Raw genomic sequence first — 12,501 nt, forward strand, 5'->3', positions numbered from 1 at the left:
GCGCTCCTCACAACAGGTCGTCGCCTGGCATCGGTCTGGAGGTCCTGCTCTGCCGCGGCTCGCCCACGCCGTACGCGGGCTGCTCCGTGCCGCCGACCCGGCCGTCTTCCACGCCCAGGTGGTAGTGCTCCGACAGGGGGATCGACCGGCCGGGGAACAGCGGGCCGAGCTGCCGCCCCGACGGGTCGCGGATCAGCACGGCCCCGCCCTCGCCCCGGCGTACCGCGTAGCCGGTGCCGAACGTGCCCACCAGGTTGCCGTCCCTGACGTCGAAGGTGAACTCGGAGCCCGCGCCGATGGGCGCCTGGAGCCGGCTGACGAACGGGCCGCCGGGCCGTTCGAGCAGGTGGAGGGTGAGGTCGCTGGGGTCGGCGGTCTCGCGCCGTGCGCGCCGCATGGCCAGCAGGATCGGCACCGCGACCGCCACGATCACCAGGAGGATCAGCAGCGCCTGGAGCGCCCGCCGCCACAGCGGGGTCGGCGCCCGCACCTCCACGTCCACGAACTCCTCGGCCACCATCTGCCCGGCCGCGTCGACCACCTGCACCGAGCCGCCGGTGCGGCCCTCGGCCGCGTCGGGGCCGACGCGGATCGTGAAGGCGTGCTCGGAGGCCCCCGAGGGCGCCTGGAACCGCTGAGGAGGCGACAGGATCACCGTGCCGGGGACGTCCACGAGCCGCAGGTCGAGCGGCGCGGGCTCGGCGTCGTTGGTGACCCGGACCGTGCCGGAGACCTCGCCGCCCGGCTCGACGGTGGCCGTGCCGAGGTGCACCTGGGCACGGATCCGGTCGGCGGGTCCCGCGATGCGGGTCTCGTACGGACGCTCGTCGCCGGCCACGCCCGGCCCCGTCACCCGGCCCAGGAAGGACAGCGCGCCCGTTGCGGTGGCGGGGATGACGACCTGGCCGGAGAACTCGCCGTCGTCCTTGGCCCGGTCGGGGTCGTCGCCGGTGTCGCCCAGCTCGACCGGCGTCTCCTGGAAGCCGTCGCCGGACACGCGCGCCGAGAACCGCAGGCCCGCCAGCGCCGCCGGGTCGGTGATCGTGCCCGTCCTGGTCTGCAGGCGCAGCCGTACGGTCACCCGATCGCCGGGCCGCGGACGGGGGTTGCCGAGGGAGATCGAGGCCCGCAGCGCGCCCTGCCACACCACGGTCGCGCTGACGTCCTGGCGGCTGACGCCCGGCGGCGACCTGAGCTGGACGCGCCACTCGCCGGGCACCGGGTTGCGGATGCGCAGCGAGTCGACCGGGCCGGACTTGCCGACGCGCTGGAAGCCCGACTCGTTGGCCTCGCCGTCGTCGGGCGCCTGGTTGCCGTCGGGGTCGAAGTAGGTGACCTGGATGCGCGGGTCGCGCTTGACCACGACGATCGAGCCGTCGGTCGCGATGATCGGGATCTTGACATGGAGATCGACCGTGGCGCCCGCCTCGAGTGAATCGGTCACCGACTCGCCGATGCCGGCGCACCTGGCGTACGCGAACGCCTCCAGCAGCGAGCGCTCGACGTCCGCCGACCCGGCCACCACCCTCGCCCGCGGGGTGGCCGTCTCCTGCTCGCCGCAGGGCTGCCGCCAGCCGCCGGCGGCGAACGCGTCGAGGCTGGCCTTGTCGGCCGAGCCGAAGCCCAGCGGCCAGATCTGCACCTTGGCCCGCTGGGCGTCCTGGAGGCTGCCCGCGATCTGCGTCTGGGCGTTGCGGTTGCGCGACTGGCCGTCGGCGCCGTACTGAGGGCTGTTGCGGACGTCGAGCACGCCGTCGGTGAGCAGAAAGACAATCTTGGCCCGCTGCTGGTCGTCGGGCTCGTTCATGATGTCGAGCGCCTGATCGAGCGCGGCGGCGTGGTCGGTGTCGTTGCCGTCCTCCGTGCCCCGGCGGCGCAGTTTCTCCACGCACCGGCTGAGCGACTCGCGATCCTGCGCGGTCTCCACCCCGGTCAGCGGGCAGACGATGTCGACGGCCGACTGGCCGGGACCGTTGGAGCTGCCGAAACCCACCACCGCCACCTGCGACTGGGGCGACAGCTCGCCGAGCGCGATGAGCTGCGCGGCGGCCCGCTCGCGGGTGACGTCCTGGCCGCTCAGGCTGCCCGACTCGTCGACCAGGACGACCACGCGGACGGGCTTGACGTCGGAGGGCGCGTGGGAGGGAGCCGCCTGCGCGGCGGCGGGGACGAGCACTGCGGCGGCGGCCACAGCCGACGCGAAAAGGAACCTGAGGGATGAAGTGACGCGCACATTTCCTCGCAGTTGCCGTTTTTCTTATCCGCTGAACGGAGAGAGGCCCCGAGAAGTTTCTGCCGCGATTACGGTCTTAACGATTGCCGGAAAATGAGTGTCCGAAATTGAAATAACCTGCCCCGCATAAAGAGATCCTACGACTTGGAACGGATTCCAGGCCGGGGAAAAAGCACGGGATACGCGGCACGCACGGGATCGGCCCGGCCTGATGCGGAAACACCTCTCATGCGCGGTCGCTGGAGGCCAGGGCGAGCGCCACGGCCAGCAGCGCGATCACCGGGGCCACCGGCGGGAACACCCGCAGCACGACCGTGGTCGCCGCCGCCCCGAGCGCCAGCGCGGCCAGCACGGCCACCAGCTCGGGCACGTGCGGCTGCCCGGTGCCCGGGGTGAGGTGCCGGGCGAGCGCGCTGGTCAGCGCGCCCGTGATGAACGTCGTCGAGCCCACGAAGGTGTGCAGCCGGTTGGTCACCGCGCTCTGGACGCCCATGGCCAGCGCGGCGGTGGCGATCAGCGGCAGCCGGGGCGCGCCCGCCGCCCAGCCCACGGCCAGCACGGCCAGCAGGGCCAGCTCCGCGCCCAGGGACAGCCTCGTACGGGCGCTCCAGCCCTTGGCCGCCGTCCTGGTCAGACGCAGGACGGTGGCCAGCGCGCAGGTGAAGGCGACGAACGCCACCAGCGAGCCGACGGCGTCGGAGAGCCGGGAATGGCCCGCCGAGACGCCGAGCAGCACCAGGTTCCCCGTCATGTTGGCGGTGAAGACCTCACCCAGGGAGAGGAAGGTGAAGGCGTCCACGGCGCCGGACGCCAAGGCGAGGCTCAGGACGGGCAGGCGGCGGCCGGACGACATGCTCCTCAGACCGCGTCGGCGGGCCGCGTCAGGCGGCGCTCGCGGACCAGCCGGATGACCCGCTCCAGGTCGGGCGTCATGTAACGGTCGTCGCCCAGCGGGGTGACGTACCTCCTCAGCTCGGCGTGCAGCGCCCGCGTGGCGGCGGCGAGCGGCAGCGGCGCCATCCTCCCCGCGATGAGGTCGATGCCCTGGGCCGCCATCAGGTACTGCACCGCCAGCACGGTCTCCAGCCGGTCGAGGTTCTCGTGCAGGTCTCGCGCCGAGGCCATGGCCATCGTGTTGTGGTCCTCCTGCCCGTCCTTGACCGGGCGCGACAGCGTCCCCGCGGGCGTGGCCCTGGCCTGCATCTCCGGGATCAGCGCCGCGGCCACCGTCTGCACCTGCACCATCCCCGAGTTGAGCCCGACCGACCCGCCGGCCAGGTTCGCGGGCAGGCCGTAGCTCCAGCGGGGCGACAGCAGCCGTCCTGACAGCTCCTGCGACAGCACCCCGACGTCGGTGATCTCCGCGTTCAGGCTGTCGGCCACGTGCCCCATCATGGAGCCGTCCCAGTTGCCGCCCATCACGAACTCGTACCCCTCGCCCTGCTCGCGCCGGAAGATCAGCGGGTTGGAGTTCGAGGAGTTGGCCTCGCGTACGAGGGTGCGGCGGGCGTCGGCGATCTCGTGGCGCAGCCCGGCCAGGATGTGCGGCGCGGCCCGCACCGCCACCGAGTCCTGGATGCGCGGCTCGTAGTTCGCCGGGTCGAGCTTGCGGCGGCCCTCGTCCGTCATCCAGCGCGAGCCCGCCACCATCGCCCGCAGCCGCGCGCTGACCGCGTTCTCCTCGGGGATGTGGCGCTCGGCGTGCGTACGGGCGTCCAGCGAGCCCCGCTCGGCCCTGGTCGCCTCCATGAACAGGGCGAAGGCCGCCTCCGCCTGGTCGGCCAGCACGGTGGCCCGGTCGACCGCGTGCATGAGCGTGGCGGCCAGCACGGTGCTGCCGCTGACGATCGGCAGCGCCTCCCCGGCCTGGAGGGTGAAGTCCCTGGGCAGTCCGGCCCTGGGCAGCAGCTCCGAGGCCGGTCCCTCCTGGCCCATGAAGCGGACGGGCGCGTTCTCGCCGATCGCCGCCAGGCCGGCCGCGGCCTGCGGTTGCAGGTCGCCGGTGCCCAGCGAGCCGATCTGCGGCATCCGCGGCACGACCCCGGCGTTGACCAGGTCGAGCAGCCGCTGGGGCACCTCGGGCCGGACTCCGACCTTCCCCCTGGCCATCTGGTTGGCCTTGAGGATCAGGGCGAGCCGTACCACGTGGTCGGGCAGTGGGTCGCCGACTCCTGCGGCGTGGGAGCGCAGCACGTTCCGCTGGAACTGCTCGGCCTGCTCGGGCGTGAGCGGACGGTCCTTCAGCGGCCCGAGCGCCTGGTTCCAGCCGTACACCCGCTGGCCGGGCAGGGCCGCCAGCGCGCCCGCCCGTGTCCTGGCCATGATCTCCCGCGCCTGCGGCGTCAGCCGCGCGGAGACCGGACGGCCCCGCAGGATCGCGAACGCGTCACGCAGCGAGAACGACCGCCCGTCCAGCACGAGGTCCAGCACCTTCGCGGGGACGGCCGGGGCCGCCGGCGGCGCGACGGGGTCGGCGACCGCCTGCCCCGGCACGACGCACAGGGCGGCGACCAGGCCCAGGCCGGTGGTCGTCCGCGCGACTTTGGTGATCAACGTACCCTCCGGCGCCACGGGGAAGATCGACTTCGCTCCGTTATAACCGGTGGTGTACAGGCTCGGGGGCCGGCTCGGCGCGGTCGGGAGGAGTGCTGACCCGCTCTCGACCGGCCTTTGGACGAGCCGCCGACCCGGGCCCCGAGCCGGGCTGTGGCGGGGCGCGTCACGCGCGGGCGGCGGCCTCCTGCTGCGGGGCCTGCTCGGGCAGGTCGAGGCTGTCGCGCAGCTTGGCCGGCTTGAGGAAGGCCGCCGCGACGAGCCCCACGGCCGCGATGGCCGCCGAGATGAGGAAGATGTGCCCGGTGGCGTCGCCGTACGCGGCGCGCACGATCTCCTTGACCGGCTCGGGCAGGGCGGCGATGTTGAGGCTGCCCGCTGCCGCGCTCCCGCCGGCGGGGATGCCCGCCGCGGCCAGCCCCTCGGCGATGTTGGTCGCCACCCGGTTGGCCAGCACCGCGCCGAGCACCGACACGCCGACCGTGCCGCCCAGCGAGCGGAAGAACGTGATCGCCCCGCTGGCCGCCCCGACCTCGCGCAGCGGAACGGTGTTCTGGATCACCAGCACGAGGTTCTGCATGGACATGCCGACGCCGATGCCGACCGCCAGCATGTACACCGAGACCAGCACCAGGTTCGTCTCGTGATCGATGGTCGCGAGACCCACGAAGCCGGCCAGCAGGACGACGAGCCCGGCGAGGATGTACGGCTTGGTCCGGCCGCTCCTGGAGATCATTCTGCCGCTGATCGTCGAGGAGAACAGCACACCGGCCATCATCGGGATCGTCAGCAGCCCGGCGGCGGTGGGGCCGTACCCGCGGCCGATCTGGAAGTACTGGCCGAGGAAGACCGAGCCGCCGAACATGGCCATGCCGACCGCGAGGCTGGCCAGGATGGCCAGGGCGGGCGTACGGCGGCTGATGACGTGCAGCGGCACGACCGGCTCGCGCACCTTCGCCTCGACCCACGTCGCCACCGCGAGCAGCAGCACGCCGCCACCGGCCATGGCCGCGGTCTGCCACGACAGCCAGTCGAAGGAGTTGCCGACGAAGGTGACCCAGATGAGCAGCACGCTGACGCCCGCGGCGATGAGCGTGGCGCCCCAGTAGTCGATGCTGACGTCCGTGCGCCGGACGGTCGGGAGGTGCAGCGTCTTGGCCAGCAGCGCGAACGCGGCGATGGTGAACGGCACGGCGATGAAGAAGCACCAGCGCCAGCCGAGCCACGAGGCGTCGGCGATGAGGCCGCCGAGCAGCGGGCCGCCGACCGTGGCCACGGCCATGACGGCGCCCAGGTAGCCGTTGTACCGGCCGCGCTCCTTGGGCGTGATCATGGCGGCGATGATGACCGTGGCGAGGATCTGCAGCGCGCCCATGGCCAGGCCCTGGACGGCGCGGAAGGCGATGAGCTGGCTCGTGTTCTGCGCGAACCCGCAGGCCAGCGAGCTGACCATGAAGATCACGATGGAGATCTGGAGCAGCAGCTTCTTGTTGAACAGGTCGGCGAGCTTGCCCCAGATGGGGGTCGAGGCGGTCGAGGCCAGCAGGGATGCGGTGACGACCCAGGTGTACTGCGACTGGCTGCCGTCGAGCGCGCCGATGATCTGCGGCAGCGCCACCGAGACGATGGTGCCGCTGAGCATGGCCACGAACAGGGCGAGCAACAGGCCGCTGAGGGCTTCGAGGACTTGGCGGTGGGTCATCGGCTCCGCCGCGGACGGCGCTGCCGGCTGGGCACTCACACGCAACCTCCGATCATGGGATGAAGTGTTAGGACTCGGACACCATACATGCTCAAGCGGCAACTTTGCGCATTGAGAATTTATTCCCCATGGGTAAGATGTTACTCATCATGGGCACGACAGCAGGGTTGCGTGAGCGCAAGAAGGCCGAGACCCGCCAGGCGGTGCACGAGGCCGCGCTGCGGCTCACCGTCGAACGCGGCCTCGACAACGTCACCGTCGAGGCCATCGCCGACGCCGCCAACATCTCGCGGCGGACGTTCTCCAACTACTTCGACGGCAAGGAGGACGCGCTGCTCTACGGCGACGAGCGGCGCCTGGGCACCCTCGTGCGGCGCGTACGCGAGCAGCCGCCCGCGCACTCCACCTGGCGGGCGCTGCGCGGCGCCCTGGAGAGCCTGTACGAGGAGTCCGGCGGCCCCGACAGGGAGTGGCACCTGCGCGCCCGCCTGGCCATGCGCCACCCCTCCCTGCTGGCCCGGCAGTTGGCGGCGCGGGTCCACCTGGAGAGCGAGCTGAGCCGGGCGGTGGCCGGACGCGGGCCGGGCCGGGACGGCGTCGATCCAGAGCTGGCCACGGCCGCCTTCCTGGCCGCACTCAGGGTCGCCACGCAGCGCTGGTGCGCCGATCACGAGTCCCGCACCCTGCTCGAACTCTCGTCCCAGGCCCTCGACCAGATGGCCCGCCGCTTCACCTGACACCACCCAGCCGCCCGCTTGACCTTTCTGTCGTGAAATGTCAATCCCTTGTCCGGTCACGAGATGGCGGAGACACTCCGAAGGGGGCCGAGCAGAACACGCACCGTCCGAACCCGCTGCCGAGCCCGCGCCGCAGAAGACGAGCTGGGAGGCGCCATGAGATGGCCGGCCGCGATCGCCGCCCTCGTGATGACGTTCACCGTGGGCGCGGCCGGAACCCCACGGGACGCGTACGAGATCTGGCTGGTCGACCAGTCCGACACCAACGGCCTGACCCACGGTGGCACGATCAACGTCTACGACGGCGAGAACGTCACCAGCCGCCTGTCGGCCGCCCGCCCCGCGCACGTGATCGACCTCGGCGGCGCCACGTCGTCACTCTGCCTGGCCCGCACCGGACGGAACCCGGTCAGGCCCCACATGATCGTGTTCAACAAGGCCGAGACCCACGCCGCGCTCGCCTTCGTCGCCAGCGGCCACGTGGTCGTCTTCGACGCGGCCTCCCGGCAGCCGCTCGCCTGCCTGTCCACGGAGGCCGGGGCCGGCGGCGCCCGTCAGGCGCACGCCCTGTGGCCCACCGATGACGACCGCTACCTCGTCATCGCCAACCAGAACGGCAAGAAGCTCGAACGCGTCCGCACCGACTACGCCGCCGCCACGTTCACCCACGAGCCCGCCGCCACGCTCGACCTCGCCACCTGCGTCACGCCGTCCGGCGCCCCCTGCCAGTCGCCCGCGATCCGTCCCGACAACGCGCCGATCTGCCCGTTCATCGCCTCCGACAACGGCCCGGTGTTCATCAGCCTGCGCGGCGGCGGCCTGTTCGTGGTGGACTGGCGGGCCACACCGATGGCCATCGTGGGGGAGTACGACGCCGCCCACGTGCCCGCGAACGGCTGCGGCTTCGTCGAGGCCAAGGGCGCCGTCTTCGGCGACGGGGGCGGCGGCACACCGGCAAACCTCGACCAGTTCAGCGTGTTCCGGCTGCCGCGCGGCGGCTACTCCGCCGCCAACCCGCCCAACACGCCTCCCGTCGAACGCCTCTACGACGACGACGCGCCCGAGCGCGACGCCCACGGCACCGCGGTCAGCGCCAGAGACCGCCACGTCTGGGTGGGTGACAGGGACGCCAACGTCGCGGAGGTCTTCGACGGCCGCACCGGCGCGCACACCGGCACGGTGTCGCTGACGTCGCCGTTCAGCGCCGATCCGACGGTCGACCTGTTCGCCTCGTCCCCCGACCGGGCGTGGGTGTTCGCCTCGACCCGCGGCCCCAACCCGCTCTCCGGCGACCCGCACTCCTCGCACGGCATGGACCCGGGCCTGCTGATCGTCCGCATGACGGACGGGGGGCGTACCGGTCAGGTGCGCGGGCTGGTCCCCATCACGAACGTGGACGCGGGCGGCGTCGAGCGCGCCGACGCGCACGGGATCCGGGTGCGCCAGGTCCGCTGACCCGACGGGCGCTCATGGCCGCCTCCAAGGCGGGCCCGACCCCTATACTGCTCGGAACATCAGGGTCGGGCCGGTGTCGCCGATGCCGGGGAGCGAACGCACGGCCGTCCGCGTTTGTCAAAACCCGATAACGAAGGGTGTACTGCCTTCCGGAAAGCTGATCTTTCGATCGAGCACGAGGAGGACCAGTGGACTTCAAGATCTTGGGCACCGTCCGCCTGAGCGGCCCCTCCGGCCTGGTCAGCCTCAGCCGCAAGCAGCGGGCCCTGATGGCCGCCCTCCTGCTGCACCCCAACACCACGGTCTCCACCGACCGCCTGATCGCCGCCGTCTGGGACGATCCCCCGCGCTCGGCCCTGGCCAACATCCAGACCTACGTCCACCAGCTCCGCCGCGGACTGGAGGGCAGCGGCCTGCGGCTGCGCACAGAAGGCTCCGGATACGTGTGCGAGGTGCCGCCAGGCAGCCTGGACCTGCTGGTGTTCGAGGAGGGGCTGCGCCGGGCGCGCAGAGACCAGGCGGCCGGCGACCTGTCCGCCGCAGATCGCGAGTACGCCGCCGCCATCGCCCTGTGGCGGGGCGCCCCGGCCGAGGACGTCCCGCTCGGCGGCGTCCTCGCCCCGCGCATCACCGAACTGGAGGAACGCCTGGCGGTGGCCAGGTCGGAATGGATCGACGTACGGCTCGCGCTCGGCCGCGACGACCTCGTCGGCGAACTGCGCGCCCTCGTCGCGGCCCACCCCCTGCGCGAGCGGCTGTGGGAGCAACTGGTCGTCGCCATGCACCAGAGCGGGCGGCGCGACGAGGCGCTGGAGGCGTTCCGCCGGGCCCGCGAGATCCTGGTCGCCGAGCTGGGCATCGAGCCGGGGCCGGAGCTGCGCCGCCTGCACGCCGCGCTGCTGGCCGGGGACGCCGAGCTCGACGCGCGCCCGGCGATGCCCGCGCCGTTCCAGCGGCTCTGCCAGCTCCCCGCCGACACCGCGGACTTCGTCGGCCGCGAGGCGGAGATCGCCGAGCTGCTGTCGCTGATGCGGGCGGCCACAGACCGGCTCAGCCCGCCCATCGTCCTCGTTTCCGGGCTGCCCGGCGTCGGCAAGACCACGCTGGCCGTGCGTCTGGCGCACCTGCTGCGCGCCGACTACCCCGACGGGCAGCTCTTCGTCCGGCTCGGCCAGGACGCGCTCGGCCCCCGCGAGCCCGGCGAACTGCTGGAGGTGCTGCTGCGCTCCCTCGGCGTGGACGGCGCGGTCATCCCGGCCCCGATCGAGGAACGCGCCCGGCTGTTGCGCCAGCGCCTGGCCGACCAGGCCGTGCTGGTCGTCCTGGACGACGCCGTCGAGGAGGCCCAGCTCCGCCATCTGCTGCCCGGCACGGCCCGCGGCGCCGTCCTGGTGACGTCCCGCTCGTGGCTGCCCGCTCTGGAAGGCGCCGTACGGCTCGCGCTCGACCCGCCCGACGAGAAGGAGGCCCTGCTGCTGCTGGAACGGGTGGCGGGCGCCGACCGCATCGGCATGGCGCCCGGCGCGGCCGAGGAGATCCTGCGCGCCTGCGGTCGGCTGCCGCTGGCCATCAGGGTCGTCGGCGCCCGCCTGGCCACCCGGCCGGTCTGGCCGGTCAGCGAGTTCGCCACCCGCCTGGCTGGGCGCGGCCTCGACGAGCTGGTCGTCGGCGGGCTGGACGTGCGGGCGACGTTCGAGCCGAGCTACGCGGCGCTGCCCGATCCGGCGCGGCGCGCGTTCCGGCTGCTGGGCCTGGCCGGGCTGGACAGCGCCGCGGAGTGGTCGATCGCGGCGCTGCTCGGGGTGCCCGCGCTGGAGGCTGACGCGGCTCTGGAGACGCTGGTCACCCGCGGCATGCTCACCTCGACCGAGGTGGACGGCGCCGGCCAGCCCCGCTACCGCCTGCACGACCTGCTGCGCGTGTACGCGCGCGAACGGGCCGAGGCCGAGGAGTCCCCCCGGCGGCGGGATGAGGCGCTGACCCGGCACGTGCTGGAGTGCCTGCGGCGAACCAGGGACGGCACCCGGCGCATTCCGATCCCGCTGGCCCCGCCGTACGCGCGCGAGCCGGAGACGGGCCCGGCCCCCGACGTACGGGCGGGCGCGGCCTGGCTCGCGGCCGAGCGGCGCACGCTGATGCTCGCCCTCACCAGCGCCGCCGAGCTGGGCCTGGCCAAGACCGCCACCGAGCTGGCCCACCACTTCACCGGCTATCTGATCATGGACAGGTTCCTGGACGACGCCGAGGAGGTCCAGAAGATCGTGACCTCCCTCGGCGACGAACGCGCCACGCGGCGGGCCCGGCTGCTGCTGGCCAGCGTGTACATCGAGCGCGGCGACTTCCTGCCGGCCGAGGAGCTGTGCGGTGACCTGCTGGCGGAGTTCAGCCGCGACGGCGACACGCACGGCACCGCGTACGCGCTCGTCGCCAGGGCCGCCGCCCGCCACATGACGGGCAGCGTCGACGAGGCCCTGACCGACACCTACGCCTCGATCGACCTCCTGGAGGCCCACGAAGACACCGCCGGCCTGGCCTACGCGTGGACCTGGCCCGTCTGGATCCACGCCGAACGCGGCGAGTACGGCCGGGCCGCCGAGATCGCGCGGGCGCGGCTGGCGGTGACCCGCGAGGAGGACCACGTCGTCCGCGGCCACCTCCTGCGCGCTCTGGGCGCCGCACTCCACCAGAGGGGCGAGACGGCCGAGGCCGTCGTCCGCTACCGGGAGAGCCTGGTGACCGCCGAGGCGAACGGCGACCGCGTCGAGGCCGGCAAGGTGCTGCGCCGGCTGGGCGAGGCGCTGGGCGCGCTGGGCCGCTTCGACGAGGCGGTCGAGACGCTGACGGCGAGCCGGCGGCTGTTCGTGGAGTGCGGGGAGATGGTGGGGGAGGCGCTGGCCGGGCACTCCCTGGGCGTCGTACGGCTGGAGCAGGGCGACCCCGACCGAGCGCTCCGCCACCTGCACGTGGCGCTGGCGGGGCTGAGCGACGGCGGGTCCCGGGTGTGGCGCGCCCGCACGCTCAGGGAACTCGGCCGGGCCTACGCCCTGCTGGGACGGCACGAGGAGTCGGAGGGGGCCTGGCGCGAGGCGCTCGCCCTGTTCGGCGACACCGTCGAGGCCAAGGAGGTGGCCGGCCTCCTGGGCGAGTGACCCGCACGCCGTGGGCCGGGGCGGGCAGCCAGGGGCGGGTGGTTCGATCGAGGAGGCGTACGACGACGGGCGCCTCCTCCCACCCGGCCTGGTGTCCTCGCCGACGAGCACGCCCCGCGGCGACAGGGCCGCCCATGGCCAAGAGTGCGCGGTGTAGTGGTGGCGGCCCGCTCGATGATGGTCTGCGCGTTCGCGGTGGCGCACGTTCCCGCATGCCGCACCGGTCCGCCGCCTCGGACGTGGAGTGATCGTGGACGGCGTCCCCGGCGATCGAGGTCTCCCCTGTGCCCCGGCAGCATCGACCAGGCGTAACCAGGTCGGCGTACCGCTCCCGAACACGCCTCGTCCTTCCGATCGTGATGACCCCCGGGAGGCGACCTCCCGGGGGTCACTCGTGCCTTCGTCAGCCGTTGAGGACGAAGGTGGCCGTGCAGAGGGTGCTGATGGCCTACTTGGCGTAGCGACGAGCGGTCTTGACCATGGGGGTCTCCCTGGTTCCTTCTAGGCGCGGTCGGCGCCGTCTGGGTCCAGAATGAGAGCCCTCACCAGAAAGTCCCTACAGGGCCACTACAGAGACCACAGAAACGATCATCTGGCGCGGACCACCTCCCTACCTCCCCGCGCCTGCCTCCGTCTGCCGCTCGGGTTCGGGTACGCCGTGGGAGTGCCGCC

Annotated in this window: 7 protein-coding genes; 3 read left to right on the forward strand and 4 right to left on the reverse strand. The window is 72.9% G+C overall.

What is annotated here, in order from left to right; translation table 11 throughout:
• Positions 1–7: 7 nt before the first annotated feature.
• From ABD844_RS27655 to ABD844_RS27670, 4 genes are all read right to left on the reverse strand, one after another.
• Positions 8–2,191, reverse strand: a complete 2,184-nt coding sequence (locus ABD844_RS27655; RefSeq protein ID WP_344884112.1) for a VWA domain-containing protein — start codon at positions 2,189–2,191, stop codon at positions 8–10.
• A gap of 268 nt (positions 2,192–2,459) precedes the next feature.
• Positions 2,460–3,086 carry a YoaK family protein gene (locus ABD844_RS27660; protein ID WP_344884115.1) on the reverse strand — a complete coding sequence of 209 codons (627 nt, stop codon included), beginning with the start codon at positions 3,084–3,086 and terminating at the stop codon, positions 2,460–2,462.
• 5 nt (positions 3,087–3,091) lie between these two features.
• Positions 3,092–4,786, reverse strand: a complete 1,695-nt coding sequence (locus ABD844_RS27665; RefSeq protein WP_344884119.1) for an HAL/PAL/TAL family ammonia-lyase — start codon at positions 4,784–4,786, stop codon at positions 3,092–3,094.
• A 166-nt stretch (positions 4,787–4,952) separates the two neighbouring features.
• The gene (locus tag ABD844_RS27670; RefSeq protein ID WP_344884122.1) at positions 4,953–6,488 is read right to left on the reverse strand and encodes an MDR family MFS transporter; all 1,536 of its coding nucleotides are present in this window, start codon (positions 6,486–6,488) and stop codon (positions 4,953–4,955) included.
• A 149-nt stretch (positions 6,489–6,637) separates the two neighbouring features.
• On the opposite strand from ABD844_RS27670, the gene ABD844_RS27675 reads away from it, so the two are divergent.
• The 3 genes from ABD844_RS27675 (at position 6,638) to ABD844_RS27685 (ending at position 11,829) form a co-directional block, all read left to right on the forward strand.
• Positions 6,638–7,225, forward strand: a complete 588-nt coding sequence (locus ABD844_RS27675; RefSeq protein ID WP_344884125.1) for a TetR/AcrR family transcriptional regulator — start codon at positions 6,638–6,640, stop codon at positions 7,223–7,225.
• 156 nt (positions 7,226–7,381) lie between these two features.
• On the forward strand, positions 7,382–8,680 hold the full coding sequence (locus ABD844_RS27680; RefSeq protein ID WP_344884127.1) for a hypothetical protein: 1,299 nt from the start codon (positions 7,382–7,384) through the stop codon (positions 8,678–8,680).
• 188 nt (positions 8,681–8,868) lie between these two features.
• The gene (locus tag ABD844_RS27685; RefSeq protein ID WP_344884131.1) at positions 8,869–11,829 is read left to right on the forward strand and encodes an AfsR/SARP family transcriptional regulator; all 2,961 of its coding nucleotides are present in this window, start codon (positions 8,869–8,871) and stop codon (positions 11,827–11,829) included.
• Positions 11,830–12,501 lie beyond the last annotated feature (672 nt).

Origin of the sequence: Nonomuraea antimicrobica (assembly GCF_039536965.1) — a bacterium.
Lineage (GTDB): Bacteria > Actinomycetota > Actinomycetes > Streptosporangiales > Streptosporangiaceae > Nonomuraea > Nonomuraea antimicrobica.

Coding starts and splice junctions, on each gene's coding strand:
- ABD844_RS27660 (WP_344884115.1), bottom strand. CDS start 3,086: ATGTCGTCCGGCCGCCGCCTGCCCGTCCTGAGCCTCGCCTTGGCGTCC.
- ABD844_RS27670 (WP_344884122.1), bottom strand. CDS start 6,488: ATGACCCACCGCCAAGTCCTCGAAGCCCTCAGCGGCCTGTTGCTCGCC.
- ABD844_RS27675 (WP_344884125.1), top strand. CDS start 6,638: ATGGGCACGACAGCAGGGTTGCGTGAGCGCAAGAAGGCCGAGACCCGC.
- ABD844_RS27680 (WP_344884127.1), top strand. CDS start 7,382: ATGAGATGGCCGGCCGCGATCGCCGCCCTCGTGATGACGTTCACCGTG.